The 15,883-nt window shown below is 72.5% G+C and carries 13 protein-coding genes; 7 read left to right on the top strand and 6 right to left on the bottom strand.

Features of this window, described 5'->3' with window-relative positions:
• Positions 1-33: 33 nt before the first annotated feature.
• Positions 34-984, bottom strand: coding sequence for a LysR family transcriptional regulator (locus AB0472_RS13850; protein ID WP_366356281.1), 951 nt, complete (start codon positions 982-984; stop codon positions 34-36).
• A gap of 102 nt (positions 985-1,086) precedes the next feature.
• Here AB0472_RS13850 and AB0472_RS13845 point away from each other — a divergent pair, with 102 nt between their 5' ends.
• Positions 1,087-2,334, top strand: coding sequence for an MFS transporter (locus tag AB0472_RS13845; protein WP_366356279.1), 1,248 nt, complete (start codon positions 1,087-1,089; stop codon positions 2,332-2,334).
• On the opposite strand, the gene AB0472_RS13840 is transcribed toward AB0472_RS13845, so the two are convergent.
• Entirely contained in the window at positions 2,270-2,725 is a 456-nt protein-coding gene (locus AB0472_RS13840; protein WP_366356277.1) for a universal stress protein, read from the bottom strand. The two genes, AB0472_RS13845 and AB0472_RS13840, sit on opposite strands and share 65 nt — an antisense overlap.
• Before the next feature lie 110 nt (positions 2,726-2,835).
• Between AB0472_RS13840 and lysX the strand changes: the two genes are divergently transcribed.
• On the top strand, positions 2,836-6,108 hold the full coding sequence (gene lysX, locus AB0472_RS13835; RefSeq protein WP_366356275.1) for a bifunctional lysylphosphatidylglycerol synthetase/lysine--tRNA ligase LysX: 3,273 nt from the start codon (positions 2,836-2,838) through the stop codon (positions 6,106-6,108).
• 116 nt (positions 6,109-6,224) lie between these two features.
• Positions 6,225-7,061 (top strand): polysaccharide deacetylase family protein, encoded by an 837-nt coding sequence (locus AB0472_RS13830; RefSeq protein ID WP_366356273.1) that lies wholly within the window; start codon positions 6,225-6,227, stop codon positions 7,059-7,061.
• A gap of 28 nt (positions 7,062-7,089) precedes the next feature.
• Here the strand turns inward: AB0472_RS13830 and AB0472_RS13825 are convergent, their stop codons facing one another.
• Positions 7,090-7,764: a class F sortase gene (locus tag AB0472_RS13825; RefSeq protein WP_366356271.1), complete on the bottom strand. Its 675-nt coding sequence runs from the start codon at positions 7,762-7,764 to the stop codon at positions 7,090-7,092.
• A gap of 335 nt (positions 7,765-8,099) precedes the next feature.
• On the opposite strand from AB0472_RS13825, the gene AB0472_RS13820 reads away from it, so the two are divergent.
• Entirely contained in the window at positions 8,100-8,867 is a 768-nt protein-coding gene (locus AB0472_RS13820) for a hypothetical protein (protein ID WP_366356269.1), read from the top strand.
• Between the two features lie 65 nt (positions 8,868-8,932).
• Here the strand turns inward: AB0472_RS13820 and AB0472_RS13815 are convergent, their stop codons facing one another.
• The 3 genes from AB0472_RS13815 to AB0472_RS13805 form a co-directional block, all read right to left on the bottom strand.
• The gene (locus AB0472_RS13815; RefSeq protein WP_366356267.1) at positions 8,933-9,733 is read right to left on the bottom strand and encodes a hypothetical protein; all 801 of its coding nucleotides are present in this window, start codon (positions 9,731-9,733) and stop codon (positions 8,933-8,935) included.
• A gap of 196 nt (positions 9,734-9,929) precedes the next feature.
• Entirely contained in the window at positions 9,930-10,694 is a 765-nt protein-coding gene (locus AB0472_RS13810) for a DUF4239 domain-containing protein (RefSeq protein ID WP_366356266.1), read from the bottom strand.
• Between the two features lie 31 nt (positions 10,695-10,725).
• Positions 10,726-11,319: a hypothetical protein gene (locus AB0472_RS13805; protein WP_366356264.1), complete on the bottom strand. Its 594-nt coding sequence runs from the start codon at positions 11,317-11,319 to the stop codon at positions 10,726-10,728.
• A 268-nt stretch (positions 11,320-11,587) separates the two neighbouring features.
• Here AB0472_RS13805 and AB0472_RS13800 point away from each other — a divergent pair, with 268 nt between their 5' ends.
• From AB0472_RS13800 to AB0472_RS13790, 3 genes are all read left to right on the top strand, one after another.
• Complete coding sequence (locus AB0472_RS13800; RefSeq protein WP_366356262.1) at positions 11,588-12,556, top strand: SCO0930 family lipoprotein; 969 nt, start codon at positions 11,588-11,590, stop codon at positions 12,554-12,556.
• Positions 12,557-12,841: 285 nt separating this feature from the next.
• Positions 12,842-13,654, top strand: a complete 813-nt coding sequence (locus AB0472_RS13795; RefSeq protein WP_366356260.1) for an SAM-dependent methyltransferase — start codon at positions 12,842-12,844, stop codon at positions 13,652-13,654.
• Positions 13,651-15,795, top strand: a complete 2,145-nt coding sequence (locus AB0472_RS13790) for an EAL domain-containing protein (RefSeq protein WP_366356259.1) — start codon at positions 13,651-13,653, stop codon at positions 15,793-15,795. Before AB0472_RS13795 ends, AB0472_RS13790 begins: the two co-directional genes overlap by 4 nt.
• Positions 15,796-15,883: the final 88 nt, after the last annotated feature.

Here is a 15,883-nt window from a genome sequence, read left to right as displayed (position 1 = left end):
GGCTGACGGCCGATCATGATGGCCCAGGGGGCGTCAAGGACGGAAGACGCCACGCACGGTCTCGGCCCAGCCCGGCGTCCAGGTCCGGGCGGCGGTGCGCGGCGGGCGGGCCTCGGTGAGACGGGTGCGCAGGGCGATGAGCGCCGGGTGCGGGTTGGCGGTGGCCCAGAGCAGCGAGTGGGGGTAGAGGGGCGTCGGGTCGAGCAGCGGGATCCGGCGCAGGTCGTGACCGTCCGGCCAGGTCAGCCTGGTCTCCCCGGTGACCAGGGTGGCCACGGCGCCGGAGGCCGCGAGGGCGTCCTGCAACGCCCCGGAGAAGTTGGCGCCGGAGGAGTCGATGAGGAGTCCGAACTCGGCGGCGAGGGAGGCGTAGTAAGCGGCCCACTCGGTGCCCTCCACGATCCCCGGGATCCAGATCCGGTGCCCGGCCAGCTCCGCGGGCGTGACCGAGGCCCGGCCGGCCAGGGCGTGCGCCGGCCCGGTGAGCAGCTGGAGCGGCTCGTCGTGGACCCGGACCGCCTCGATGCCCCTCGGCAGCGGCCGCCCCGGCATGGCGACCGCCCGGAAGGACGCGTCGACCGCACCGGAGCGCAGGGCGGTCAGCGCCGACTCCACGTCGAAGAGGGTGACGACGCCCAGGGCGAGGTCCGGGCGCGCCTCGTGGAAGCCGCGCAGCAGCGCCGCCGGGGCGAGCCGGGCACCGACCACGTCGACCCGCAGGGGGCGCCGGCCCCGCCGTACCGAGGCGGCCGCCCGCTCCTCGGCCAGCAGCAGCTCGCGGGCGGGCGGCAGGAAGGCCCGGCCGTCGGCGGTCGGCTCGGCGCCCCGCGGGGTCCGAGTGAACAGCCGCACCCCCAGCTCCTTCTCCAGCGCCGCGATCCGCTTGGACACGGCCTGCTGGGTGACCCCCAGCACCGCCGCGGCCTCCTGGAACTGCCCGGAGTCGGCCACGGCGACGAAGGTGCGCACGGCGGTGAGATCCACCTCCTCACCGTACAACCGATGGTTGTGGCGCGGGGCCCGGCGGTTGTTTGATCCGACGGCCACCTGCGCGTTTTCATGTCCCGGGTCAACGGGAGGTTGTGCATGGGGCGGCGGTTCGGGTGGCTGTGGGCCGCGTACTCGGTGAGTGCGCTCGGCACCTGGCTCGCCTTCGACGCGTTCTCGGTGATCGCCGTCATCGCGCTGCACGCGGGGCCTGCCGAGGTGGCGCTGCTCGCCGCGGCCGGGCCCGCCGTGGGCGCGGTGGCCGCGGTGCCGCTGGGGCCGTGGGTGGAGTTCCGGCGCAAGCGGCCGGTGATGACGGCGATGGACCTGATCAGGTTCGCGGCCCTGCTCACCGTCCCCGTCGGCTACGCGCTCGGCGTCCTCGGCCTCGGTCAGCTGCTGCTGGTCTCGGTGGTCGTCGCGGCCGCCGACATCACCTTCAACGCGGCCTCCGGTGCCTTCCTGAAGTCCCTCGTCCCGGCGGACCGGCTGCTCACCGCGAACGCCCGGTTCGAGTCCACCAACTGGACCGCGCTGGTCCTCGGCCCGCCCCTCGGCGGCGCCGCGATCGGCCTGTTCGGACCGGTGACGACCGTCGCGGCGAACGCGGTCAGCTTCCTGCTGTCCGCACTCGGCATCCGGGCCGTCGGCGACGGCGAGCCCCGCCCCGCACCGCGGGACGTACAACGGCTGCGCGCCGCGGACCTGCTCGACGGCTGGCGGCACATCCTCGCCAGCCCCGCCCTGCGGCCCCTCTTCTTCAACAGCCTCGCCGGCAACGCCCTGATCATGGTCGCCGCGCCCCCGCTGGCGGTCCTCATGCTCGGCCGGCTCGGCTTCACCCCCTGGCAGTACGGCCTCGCCTTCGCCGTGCCCTGCCTGGGCGGTCTCCTCGGCGCCCGCGCCGCCCGGCCGCTGGTCGCCCGCTACGGGCAGTGGCGGGTGCTGCGCGCCGCGAGCGCCCTGCGGGCCGTCTGGCCCCTCGGACTGGCCTTCGTCGGGCCGGGGCTGCCCGGACTGCTGCTGGTGATGGTCCTGGAGCTCGGGGTGATCACCTGCTCGGCCGTCTACAGCCCGGTCTACGCCACCCGCCGCCTGGAGCACACCCCGGACGGCCGGGTCGCCCGCACCCTGTCCGCGTGGTCGGTCACCGGCAAGGCCACCACGGCCGCCATGACCGCCCTGTGGGGCCTGCTGGCGAGCCTCACCGGCCCGCGTACGGCGATCGCGCTCGCCGGGATCCTGCTCCTGGCGACCCCGCTGCTGCTCCTGCGGGAGCCCGCTACGGCACGACCGTCACGGGCCACTGTCCCGCCTTCACCAGACGGATCGCGACCGAGCCGATGAACCGGTGGCCGGCCTGCTCGGAGGCGCCCACCACGACCGCGTCGGCCTTCAGCTCGTCGGCCGCCTTCACCATGCCGCTGTAGGCGTCGCCCCGGAAGGTGTGGAACTCCCAGCGCACCTCGAATATCCCCCTGAGCCGGTCGGCCGCCTCCCGGATCTGCGCGACCAGGTCCTCCGCGATCTCGTCGGTGGTCTCCGCCACCGGCGCCCCGAGCGCCGCGCCTGCCGCCAGGACCGGCTGGACGTACACGATGGCCAGCAGCGCGTGCTGCCGCCGGGCCAGACCCGCGGCGTAGGAGGTCGCGCGCCACGAGGAGTCCGAGCCGTCCATACCGACCACGATGACCTTGGGGCCGTCCGTGCCCCGCTCGAACTGGTGTTGTTCCGCCACGATCCGAGGCTATCGGAATACGCAGGTCCGGTGGGGTTCTGGGCGGGCCGACGTTCGGCCCGCACCCGCTCGACGGGCGGGCCGGGCGAGGGCTTCCTACAGTCGGAGACATGAGTGCCGCCGTGCAGCCCGCCACGGGCAGAGAGCCGGCGGGGCCGATACGCCCGCCGCGCGGCGGGCGGCTGACCTGGGTGCCCGAGGCCTTCGGGACGTTCTTCGGCGCCCTCGCCCTGCTGTGCGCCCTGCTCTCGTTCATCGCCCCGCTGCGCGTGCTGCTCCACCCGGTCGTGCACTTCGTCGACACCGTCGTGGTGCCCGTCAGCCCCAACCTGGCCTACGCCGTCTTCCTGTTCCTGCTCGGCGGCGCCACCGCCGCCCGCAAGAAGGTCGCCTGGTGGCTGGTGGTGATCTACCTCGGCCTCCTGGTGCTGGCCGACGTGCTGACCGTCGCCTTCGGCTTCGGCTGGTACCCGTTCAGCTCACTGGTGGTCTGCGGACTCGCCCTGGCCCTGCTGATCGTGGCCCGCCGGGAGTTCTACGCCGCCTCCCGCAGAGCCGCCGTCCGCCGCGCCCTCGCCGTCCTGCTGATCGGCCTGCTCGTGGCGATCCTGGCCGGCTGGGGCCTGGTCTCGCTCTTCCCCGGCTCGCTCCCGCACGGCCAGCACCTCGCCTGGGCCGCCGACCGGGTCTGCGGCGGCCTCGTCTCCGGCGGCAGCTACGGCGGCCGGCCGCCCCGCTTCGTCGCGTTCCTGCTCGGCCTCTTCGGCGCCCTCGCCCTGCTCAACGCCGCCGCCACCCTGTTCCGTTCGCAGCGCCTGGAAGCAGCCCTGCACGGCGACGAGGAGGCCCGTATCCGCGCCCTCCTCAAGGCCTACGGCGACCGCGACTCCCTGGGCTACTTCGCCACCCGGCGCGACAAGGCCGTGGTCTTCTCGCCCAGCGGCAAGGCCGCCGTCACCTACCGGGTGGAGGCCGGGGTCTGCCTGGCCAGCGGCGACCCCGTCGGCGATCCGGAGGCCTGGCCGCACGCCGTCGCAGCCTGGCTGGACGTGGCCCGGCGGCACGCCTGGGTGCCCGCCGTGATGGGCGCCTCCGAGGACGGCGCCAAGGCCTACGTACGCGCCGGGCTCGGTGCCCTGCAACTCGGCGACGAGGCGATCCTGCACGTCGCCGGCTTCGACCTGGGCGGCCGCGAGATGCGGGTCACCCGGCAGGCCGTCAACCGCGTCCGGCGCACCGGTGCGACCTGCCGCATCCACCGCCACGCCACCCTCACCGAGACGGAGATGGAGGAGGTCGTCGACAAGGCCGACGCCTGGCGCGACACCGAGACCGAGCGCGGTTTCTCGATGGCCCTGGACCGGCTCGGCGACCCCGCCGACGGCGACTGCCTGCTCGTCGAGGCCGTGTCCGAGGACGGCCGGCTGCTCGCCCTGCTCTCCTTCGTGCCCTGGGGCGTCGACGGCGTCTCCCTGGACCTGATGCGCCGTGACCGCACCGCACCCAACGGCGTCATGGAGTTCATGGTCGCCGACCTGTGCGAGGCCGCCCCCAAACTGGGCGTGCGCCGCATCTCGCTGAACTTCGCCGTCTTCCGCTCGGTCTTCGAGGAGGGCGCCCGCATCGGCGCCGGGCCGGTGCTGCGGCTGTGGCGCGGGCTGCTGCTGTTCTTCTCCCGCTGGTGGCAGTTGGAGGCCCTGTACCGCTCCAACGCCAAGTACCGCCCCGAGTGGTACCCGCGCTTCCTCTGCTACGGCGACGCCGGCTCCCTGGCCCGGATCGGCCTCGCCTCCGGGATCGCCGAAGGGTTCGTCTCCGTACCGTCCCTGCGCAAACTCTGGGGAAAGGGGCACCCGCAGAGCGGACCGCGTCCCGTCGAGGCACCGCGGTCCGCGCCGGTGTCCGGTGTCGACGGAGGGGACGGAACCGGGCCCGGCGCACCGGATGCCGGCCTGCCGGACCAGTTCCGGGTCCGGCGCCGCAAGCTGGACCGGCTGCGGGCGGCGGGCGCCGACCCCTTCCCGGTGGCCGCCGGCCCACCGCCCCGCGCCCTCGCCGAGGTGCGCGAGGGGGAGACGGCCACCGTCGCCGGTCGGGTCATGCTGGTCCGCGACTTCGGCGGCATCGTCTTCGTGACGCTGCGCGACTGGTCGGGCGATCGCCAACTGGCCCTGACCCGCGACGGGTCGGGCCCCGCCCTCGACCGGTTCACCGCCGACACCGACATCGGCGACCAGATCACCGTCACCGGCCGCATGGGCGTCAGCGACCGGGGCGAACCGACCCTCTTCGCCACCGACTGGCAGCTCACCGCCAAGTGCCTGCGCCCGCTGCCCGACAAGCACCGCGGGCTCGCCGACCCCGAGGCCAGGGTCCGCCGCCGCTACCTCGACCTCGCCACCAGCCCCGCCGCCCGCGCCGTCGTCCGCACCCGCTCCACCCTCGTACAGGCGCTGCGCCAGGGACTCCTGGACCGGGGCTACCTGGAGGTCGAGACCCCGATCCTCCAGCAGATCCACGGTGGCGCCAACGCCCGGCCCTTCACAACCCACAGCCACGCCTACGACCTCGACCTGCACCTGCGCATCGCCCCCGAGCTGTACCTCAAACGGCTCTGCGTCGGCGGTCTGGAGAAGGTCTTCGAACTCGGCCGGACCTTCCGCAACGAGGGCGTCTCCCACAAGCACAACCCCGAGTTCACGATGCTGGAGGCCTACCAGGCCTACGCCGACTACGACGTGATGCTCGACCTCGCCCGCGAACTGGTCCAGGGCGCGGCGACCGCCGCCTTCGGTGCACCGGTGGCCCGCAGGGACGGACAGGAGTACGACATCTCGGGCACCTGGCCGGTGCGTACCGTGTACGGGGCGATCTCCGAGGTGCTGGGCGAGGAGATCGGCCCCGGCACCGAACTGCTGCGGCTGCACCGGCACTGCGACCGGACCGGGGTGCCGTACACCGCCGACGACGGGCCCGCCGACGTGGTCCTCGAGATGTACGAACGCCTGGTGGAGGAGCGCACCCGGCTGCCCACCTTCTACAAGGACTTCCCCACCGACGTCTCCCCGCTCACCCGGCAGCACCGCACCGACCCCCGGCTCGCCGAGCGCTGGGACCTGGTCGCGTTCGGCACCGAACTGGGCACCGCCTACTCCGAACTGACCGACCCGCTCGAACAGCGCCGCCGGCTCACCGCCCAGTCACTGCTCGCCGCCGGCGGCGACCCCGAGGCGATGGAACTCGACGAGGACTTCCTCGACGCCCTCGAATACGCGATGCCGCCCACCGGCGGGCTCGGCCTCGGCGTCGACCGGCTGGTCATGTTCCTCACCGGCCTGACCATCCGCGAGACGCTGCCCTTCCCGCTGGTCCGCCGCCGCTGAACCTTCTTGGCCATTTCTTACCGAAACCTTTTACTGCTGGTCCGTGCGGGTGTTTTCCCACCGCCGCACCGGTGTTGATGTGCTGCGCCGGAGTCCCGCCGGGCGACTGATGAGTCATGCAGAAGGATCAGTTGTTCACCCGGCGCCGGCTGCTGCTCGCCGGCGGCGCCGCTCTGGGAGCCGCGGGCACCGCGGGCATCGTGGTGGCGGGCAACGCCGCGGAGACGGCCGGCGGGGCCGCCGCCCCGGCCGCCGGACCACCGGCCCGCCCGGCACTCAAGTCCTCCGCCTTCCGGCTCCAGCCGCTCACCGGGTACGGCCCGCCCCGCACCGCGCCCCGCAAGCTCAAGGTCCGCAAGGAGCCCATCACGGAGATCTCCCGCAGCGGCCGACGCATGATGCTCACGTTCGACGACGGCCCCAACCCGAACTACACCCCGCACATCCTGGACACCCTCGCCAAGTACGACGTGCGGGCCATGTTCTTCCTGTGCGGCGAGTGCATCGTCGTGAACCGGGAACTGGTCGCCCGGATGGCCGAGGCGGGCCATGTCGTGGGCAACCACACCTGGACGCATCCGCTGCTGACCACCCTGAACCGCCGTGAGATCCGCGACGAGATGACGAGCACCAGCGACGCCATCGAGGACACCTACGGCGAACGCCCGCAGTGGTTCCGCGCCCCCTACGGCGCCTGGAACCGCGCCGCCTTCCAACTCGGCGCCGAGATGGGCATGGAGCCGATGGCCTGGACCGTGGACAGCACCGACTGGACCGAACCGGGCACCCGCACCATCGTCGACACCATCGAGAACGGCGCCGCCCCCGGTGTCGTGGTCCTCTCCCACGACGCCGGGGGCGACCGCTCGCAGAGTGTCCAGGCCCTGCGCGAGTACCTGCCCTATCTGCTGGACAACGGCTACCGCCTGACCGTGCCCCGCCGCCGCACGTGAACGGTCCCGCGCCCGCCCGGTGGTGGCCTCAGCGGGCCTGGACCAGGCGGGCGAAGACCACGACGTTCCCGTCGTAGCCGTTCTGCTTCGAGAAACCGCCGCCACAGGTGATGACCCGCAACTCCGGTGTGCCCTTGGAACCGTAGACCCGGTCGCCCGGGAAGCCGGCCTTGGCGAATACCTCGATTCCGTAGATCTCGAACACCGCCGTCCTGCCGTCCTGGCGGTCGACCTCGATCCGGTTTCCCTTCTTCAGGGAACCGAGCCCGTAGAAGACGGCCGGGCCCTTCGTGTTGTCGACGTGGCCCACGACGACGGAGGTGCCCTTCTCCCCGGGGGAGACGCCGCCGGTGAACCATCCGGCCAGGTTCGGGTCGTCCGGCGGCGGCGCCGCGATCCAGCCGTCCGTGTCCAGACCCACCGGCATCACCGGCGCGTCGACCCGGATCGCCGGGATCCGGATCCGGTCCGCCGCGGCGAACGGCAGCGCGGCCGGCGCCGTGGCGAAGGTACCCGGAACCGTGATACGGCTGTCCGGGGCGGCGGCCGAGGCCGGCTGTGGCGGACCGACGTCGAACTCTCCCGAACCGTTGCGAATGAGTGCCAGACCGGTCAGCAGAACGAGCGCTATCACGCCCCAGGGGGCACGCTTCCGCCGCCGCTCCTCCTCTTCGGCGAGCTCGGAAAGATCGGACGCAGACATTCGCCATCCCCTCTCGACGCGGCCGCCCTCGGGTCCGTATCGCGCATGGGAAAAAGCTAAGTCCCCGAGGCACGGGCGGCGACGGGGCGACGGGCGAACGGGTGGCCCGCGGGTATTCGGGTGCGCCATCCGAGTTGCCGTTCTCAGGTTTTTTCTGACGGTCCGTGACCTGCGGCAATATCTGATTGTGCGCTTTTCGTTCGGCGTGTCCCCTCACCAGGACGGACCATTCTCGAAATGCGGGCGTGTTCCGGGCAACTGAGGGTCTATTCGGGAGGTGCTTTCTCGCCGATCCACCGGGGACCGTTCCCGGGGCGCCTTCCGCGGAGGAAGAGATGCGAAACTCACGTGCGCTGGCGGCCGCGTGCACCGTGGTCGCCGTTCTCGGCGCCGCCGCCCCGGTGGCCGTCGCCGACGGCCTGGGCAACCCAGGCGGCCCGCCCAACACCCAGGCCCCGGTCGTCGGTGGGGCGGGCGTCGCCCCCGGGACCGGAGTCGGCGGGGTCGGCGTCGCCCCCGGTGTCGGCGGTGTCGGCGGGGTCGGGGTCGCCCCAGGCATCGGCGGGGTCGGAGTGGCTCCCGGGTTCGCGGTCCCGGGGGTCGTGGTCCCGGGATACGGGGTGGGCGGGTTCGGCGACGGGCGTTTCAACAACGGCTCCCACGGCCGGGGCAACGACGGACGCTCCGACGAGTTCGGCGGCCGGGGTGACGACGGGCGTGACATCGACGTCCAGCCCCGGTCGATCGCCACCGGCCAGCGGCTCACCGTCACCGTCAACAACTGCCGCAGCGGCGTCATGACCTCCCGCGCCTTCCGTACGACGTCGCTGTACCCGTTCGGCGGCGACATGGCGCGGGGCGTCGCCACCATCGACCGCAACGCCAGCCCGGGCCCGTACGACCTGACCGTGCGCTGCGACGGGCGCACCCTGCTCCGGCGGGACGCGTTCTTCGTGCTCGGCGGGGTCCACGGCGGACTCGGCGGCAGCGTCTCCAGCGGGGCCACCCCCGCGGACATGGCGATCGGCGGCGGCCTGGTGGGCGCGGCCGTGCTCGCCGGCTGCGGCTTCTGGCTGCGCCGCCGGAGCGAGAAGCGGTTCTGAGCCGGCGGGCCCCGGTCCCGGTCCCGCGGCGGACCGGGACACGGACCCGTCCGGCCGCACCGCGATCAGGCGCCCTCCTCCTCGCCGGCGTGCCTGCGCGAGCGCCGGTACGCCGTACCGACCGACATCACGACGAGTGCCGCGCCGAGGCCGATCTCCCCGGGATCGAACCCCGCGACGCTGCCGCCCTCACCGGCCTGGACACCCCGTCCGGGCGGCAGGGGCTGCGGGTCGAGCACCTGCCGGCTGCCGGAACCGGCCGGGTCCGCACGGCCGTCGGCGACACCGTCGGCCCGGCCGCCCGTACCACTCACGCCGTCGCCGTCACCGCCCGTGCCGGCGGCCGTACCGCTGCCGGTGGCCCCGTCCGGGCGTCCCTCGCTCCGGCCGTCCGTACCTGCGCCGGCCTGCTGGTCGGTGCGCCCGTTTCCGTCGCTGTTCGCGGCCGCGTGCACGTCGTCCCGGCCGGCCGACGTGCTGCTCGCGATGGCCAGCTCGGTCGACGCGCTGGAGCCGTCGCAGTTGAACGTCACCCGGTAGGACGCCCGCGACGTCGCCGTCCGGTCGACCGTGGCCGTCACGGAGTCCCGCCCCGACGGGATCCGGACCGTGTCGAAGAGACCCGAGGTGACCGTCGCGGCGCCCCGGCAGCCGCTGCCGCGGTCCAGGTGCAGGCTCACCCGGCCGCCCGCCGTGACGGTGGTGGGCGTGATCCGGAAGCCGAAGGGGGTGCCGCTGTCCCGGCCGGGGTCCCGGCCGCCGGCCCGGGCGCTGTTGCTCGTGTCGCTCGCGAGGATGACCGGGGCGCAGAGGGCGAGGGCGCCGAGGCCAAGCAGGGCGGCCGAGGCAACGCGTATCGCGCGCATGGTGGTTCCTCCGGTCCCCGAGGAGCGGCATGCGGACCTGTTCCGCCGGTGCCGGGAATGCACCTCGATGATCGGAACGCTAGAAACCTCCGCACATGCGCGCGAACGCTGTAGGGCGAACGGGGGACCGTGATGGGCCGTCCGGGGGACACGGGCGGCGTGCCGCGCCGCGGTGCGATGTCCCCCGGGGTGGGCGCTACCCCTTGATGTGCGGGAAGAGGTTCAGGAACGGCTGCGCCGTCGCGGTGATCCCCCGGCTGTACGGCTCGTCGAAGTCCCAGATCAGGAACAGCATGAAGGTGATGGTCGCGGTGAACAGGCCGGCCAGTGCCAGCTCGCGCCGGGAACGCCTGATCTGCAGCGCGAAGACCATGCCGATGGTGATCGCGGCCCCGGTCAGCAGCCCGATCCACACCACGCTCGGCATGGTCGCCCCGGTCGAGTCGGCCCGGGCGCTGCGGGCCTGGTCGAGCGCGGCCACCTGGTCCACCAGCGGCTGGTAGGCCTGCGCCTGGAAGTCCGTCTTCGGCTGGTAGTCGGTGACGTCCTGACGGATCTGCGCGAGCAGTTCGGCACCGTGCTGGGACAGCCGTCCGTGGTCGGCCATCTCCTTCCACTCCTTGTCGACGACCTGGGCGACGTAGGCGTCGACGTCCGCCCGGATCCGGTCACGCGTGTCGGGCGGATACACCCGCACCCGTTCGTAGATCTCGTGCAGCGCCTGCGCCTCCGACTGCACGTGGTCCTGGGCGGCGCTGCGGGCCTCCCACACCCCGGCCACCGCCAGACCCAGGACGATGGCGTAGATGACGCCGATCCACATGGTCATGTACTCGATGACGTCCGGCGTCTCGGAGGGATCCTCGTCCTCCGCCGCCCTCTTGTCGCGGACGAGGGTGATGATGACCACCACGGCGACGGCCGCGAGCATCGCGAGGACGAGAACAAGCCAATCCGGCAACGGAAGCCTCCAGGAATCAGTGGGCCGGCCGTCAGCGCGCGCGGAACGCGGCGACGGCGATGATCGCGGGTACGGCGATGAGCAGGACGTAGGTGACCGGGGAGGTGCGGTTCGGGGCCGTCGCACCGGTCGACTGGACCTGGTACGGCGGATAGGTCACCGGGGTCGGCGAGGGCCGCGGGGTGGGCTTCGGCGACGGGGTGGGGGTCGGCTTCGCCTTGGGCCGCGGCGGCGGTGGCGGGGTGGGGGTGGGTGTGGGCTTCGGGGCCGGTGCCCGCCGGGGTGGCGGCGGGGGTGCCGGGCGCGGCGCCGGCGGGGTGGTGCGCGGCGGCTTCGGGGTCGGCGTGGGCTTGGGTTTCGGGGTGGGTTTCGGGGGCGGGGTGGGCGTCGGAGTGGGCGTGGGGGTGGGGCAGGGCGGCGGGGTGGGCGGCGGACACGGCGGGGGAGTGGGCCAGGAGTCCCCGGCGACGGCCACCGCCTGGATGCCGTCGGGGCCCGTCGAGGCGTAGGCGCAGGCGTCGGCCGACGCCGTGCCGACGGGGCAGCCCGCCAGGGCCCACGTCAGCGTCAGCAGGGCCAATACCCTTGGGACGGGCGCGAGTCTGGTCGCTTGGGGTGCGTGCACGACGGAGATCATGGGTCGTCGGGCGCCGTCGCACGCCGGAGTACCGGATGATTGGCCCGAACGGGGGACATGTGGCGTAAACCGGTTTGAATCACACCGCATCGCGAGTGGCTCGAAGCGTACGCCCGTGCGGGACGCGGTCCGCGACCACAGTGTCCCGAAAGAAATTTGTGCGCCCGTTGAACACTTCTGGCCCCGGCATCCGTACCTGGTGTCGTGCGGCGGCGCAGAGGCGCTGCAATAACCAGGCGATTATGGGGAGTTGACGATGAAGACCTCGTGGAGGAGCGCCTCGCTGGTGGCCACGGCCGCGGGGGTGATGGTGTTCGCGACGGCGTGCGGTCAGGACAACACGACCACTCCGTCCTCGGCGGCCCAGAACGTCGGCGCCACGGCGCCGGCCGGCATCGGCAGCATCACCAACCCCTCCGCCTCCACCGGCGCGGGCAACGGCTACGGCGCCGACGGCAACCAGGCCTCCAGCTCCCCGGCCTCGGTCGCGCCCGCCGGCAAGCTGACCGTTGCCAGCAACCCCGACCTGGGCAAGGTGCTGACCGACGGCAGCGGTCTCACCCTCTACCGTTTCGACGCGGACACCGCCAATCCCCCCAAGTCGAGCTGCGACGGCGACTGCGCCACCACCTGGCCGCCGGTGCCCGCCGACGACGCCTCGGCCGGTGCCGGCATCGACAAGTCGCTGCTCGGCGAGGTGACCCGCTCCGACGGCACCAAGCAGCTGACCGTCGCCGGCTGGCCGATGTACCGGTACGCCAAGGACGTCAACGCCGGTGACGTCAACGGCCAGGGCGTGGGCGGCAAGTGGTTCGCGACCGCCCCCGACGGCAAGAAGGCCACACTGGCCGACCTGCCCGGTCTGTCGGTCCGCAAGGACGCCAAGCTCGGCGACATCATCGTCGACAAGAACGGCATGACGGTCTACCGCTTCATCAAGGACAAGGCGTGGCCCAAGGTCGTCTCGAACTGCACCGGTGACTGCCTCACCAAGTGGCCTGTCGTCGCGGAGGTCGCCTCCAGCGACACGAAGGGCATCGTGAAGAAGGGCCTGATGGGCTTCACCCGCCCCGACAACGGCGAGAAGCAGCAGACGGTCAACTGCTGGCCCATCTACACCTTCTCGGGCGACACGAAGGCCGGCGACACCAACGGCCAGGGCGTCGGCGGCACCTGGTACGCCGTCTCGCCCGAAGGAAAGCTCGTCGGCGCGCCGGCCAGCTAGGGATCACCTTCCCAGGTCCGACCGCCCGCCCCCTCCACACCGCACGGAGGGGGCGGGCTCTTTGGTGTACGTGAGACGAGGCGCCCCTTGAGGGGCGCGGGGAACTGCGCGAGCGACCACAACGCACCCGCACCCGACGCAAAGCCCGAACGCGCCCAAATCGAACACCGAATTCCCAGGCAGTGACCGGGAACGGATGGTCAATTTCCGTTTCGGCTACCCCCGTTCGCGGGCGATCAGTAGCCTCAGCTCGAACACCGGATCGCCTCAGCCTTGGAGAGATACATGGAGCGTCCCGCCTGGGCCCCACGGAGCATCGACATCTCGGTGCCGAGCGTTTCGCGTATCTACGACTTCTACCTGGGCGGTTCGCACAATTTCGAGGTCGACCGGGAAGCGGCCCGCAAGGCGATGACCCACCTGCCGGGACTGCCGAAGATCATGCAGGCCAACCGCGCCTTCATGCGCCGCGCCGTCCGGCACGCGGTGGGCACCGGCATCGACCAGTTCCTGGACATCGGCTCCGGCATCCCCACCTTCGGCAACGTCCACGAGGTCGCCCAGGCGGCACACCCCGGCGCGCGCGTGGTGTACGTCGACCACGACCCGGTGGCTGTGGCGCACAGCAACGCCGTCCTCGTGGGCAACGAGGACGCGGACGTGGTCGCCGCGGACCTCCGCAAGCCCCAGGAGATCCTGTCCAGCCCTCAGGTGGAGCGCCTGATCGACCTGAATCGGCCAGTGGCGTTGCTTCTCGTTGCCATACTGCACTTCGTGGAAGACGCGGACGACCCGTACGGGGCAGTGACACAACTGCGCGACGCACTCGCGCCCGGCAGCCTGCTTGTTCTGACGCATGCCTCGTACGAGGGAATCCCGTTGCCGGCCGAGCGGGCCGAGGGCGCGGTGGACGTGTACAAGGACATTCGCAACCCGCTGATCATGCGCTCGCGCGACGAGATCGCGCGGTTCTTCGAGGGGTACGACATGGTGGAACCCGGACTGGTGCCGATGCCGCACTGGCGGCCGGAGTCGGCGCCGGAGGACGAGGATCCGTTCGCCTTCTCCGGATTCGCCGGCGTGGGGATCGCGGCGTGACCGCCGAGCCGGGCGGCCCGGAGGACAGACTGCGCAGGTTCGCGACGATCTGGAGCCGGGCGGTGTTCCCGGTCACCTCGACGTCCCTGACCCGCCCGGAGTTCGAGGAACAGCTCCTCCCGCTGGCCCGCCGCCTGAGCGAGATCCTGCTGGCGCACGGCTTCGACACCGACGAGGCCCGGCAGGTGGGCGCCGCGCTCATCGACGCGCACTGCACCGACCCCGAGGCGCTGACCCGCTCCCTCGACTGCGTCGACGCCTACCTGGTCCTGTACTGCGGCGAGGACGGCCCCCAGGACGAGCTGCGGATGCGGTCCTCGCGGATCCAGCACGCGATGGCCGCCGGGTTCGCCCAGGCGCTGCGCGAGCGCACGCTGGCCGAGCAGGAGGCCATCGCGCAGGCCGCGTTGCGCGCCCAGGGCGTGGTCGCGCAGGCGCTGCACGCCAGCGAGGCCCGCTTCCGTGCCGTCTTCGAGGGCGCGGCGATAGGGATCGGCATCGCCGACCTCGAAGGCAACGTCCTCCAGGTCAACGGCGCGCTGCTGCGCATGTTCGGCGGCTCCGAGCAGACCCTGCGCGGCCGCAAGGTCATGGAGTGGGCGCATCCCGAGGACGCCCCGCAGACCTGGCGGCTCTACGAGGAGCTGGTGCGCGGCGAACGCGAGCACTACCACGTCGAGAAGGCCTTCAACCGCTCCGACGGCACGGTCCTGTGGACCAACCTGACCGTCTCGCTGCTCCGGGACGCGGACGGCGACCCGCAGTACCAGCTGGCCCTCATGGAGGACACCACCGAGCGCCGCCTGCTCAACCTCCGGCTGCGCTACGAGGCCACCCACGACGCGCTCACCGGCCTGCCCAACCGCACGCTGTTCTTCGAGCGCCTGGAGAAGGCCCTGTCGGCCGGCGACGGCCAGCGCTTCGGGCTGTGCTACCTCGACCTGGACGGCTTCAAGACCATCAACGACAGCCTCGGCCACTCGGCCGGCGACCGGCTGCTCGTGGAGGTCGCCGACCGGCTGCAGTCCTGCGCGACCGCGCCCGGCGAGATGGTCGCCCGGCTCGGCGGCGACGAGTTCGTGGCCCTGACCACGGGGCCGGCCACCCAGCGCGAGGTCGACGACCTGGCCGACCGCATCATGAACGCCTTGGTCACACCCGTCAGCATCGACGGGCGTGAGCTCCTGGTCCGCGGCTCCATCGGCATCGTCGAGGGCCCGGCCGGCGAGCGCACCCCGGCCGAGGTGCTGCGCAGCGCCGACATCACCATGTACCGGGCCAAGTCGGCGGGCGGCAACCGCTTCGAGCTGGCCGACCCCGAGGCGGACGCCCGCGCGATCACCCGGCACGGCCTGACCACGGCGCTGCCGGCCGCCCTGGACCGGGGCGAGTTCTTCATCGAGTACCAGCCGCTGGTCCACCTCGGCGACGGCAGCGTCCGCGGCGCCGAGGCCCTGGTCCGCTGGCTGCACCCGCAGCACGGCGTGCTGGGCCCGGACCGGTTCATCCCGCTCGCCGAACACACCGGCCTCATCGTCCCGTTGGGCCGCTGGGTCCTGGAGGAGTCGATCCGCCAGGCCCGCGAGTGGCGGGAACGCTACGGCGAGCACGACGGCGCGGGCCCGCTGCGGATCAACGTCAACCTCTCCCCGTGCCAGCTGTCCCACCCCGGCCTGGTCCAGGACACGGTGGACATCCTGGAGCGGACCGGAATGGCCCCCGAGGCCCTCTGCCTGGAGGTCACCGAGTCGGCGCTGATCGGTGCCGACGACGACCTCCTCAAACCCCTGCGGCGCCTCGCCGAGATGGGCGTGGACATTGCCCTGGACGACTTCGGCACCGGCTACTCGAACCTCGCGAACCTGCGCCGCCTGCCGGTGAGCATCCTCAAGCTGGACCGCTCCTTCACCCAGAGCATGCAGCAGTTCCCCGCGGACCCGGTCGACCTCAAGATCGTGGAGGGCATCGTCACGCTGGCCCACAGCCTCGACCTCGCGGTCACGGTGGAGGGCGTGGAGACGGGTGCGCAGGCGGAACAGCTCCGGATACTGGGCTGCGACACGGCCCAGGGCTGGTACTACGCCCGCCCGGGCCCGCCGGAGCGACTCCACGACCTCGCATTGGTGGATGCCACAGGCTGAGCGCCCAGAAGGGGGGCGCTGGGGGCACCCGGCCGAAGGCTGGAGGAGGAACTGCGCGACCAGCCACGTACGACCCCGCGCCCCGACC

The sequence above is a fragment of the Streptomyces sp. NPDC086777 genome, from assembly GCF_040702065.1.
Lineage (GTDB): Bacteria > Actinomycetota > Actinomycetes > Streptomycetales > Streptomycetaceae > Streptomyces.
The sequence above is the reverse complement of the archived record's forward strand: the minus strand, read 5'-3'. Positions and strand labels throughout refer to the sequence as shown.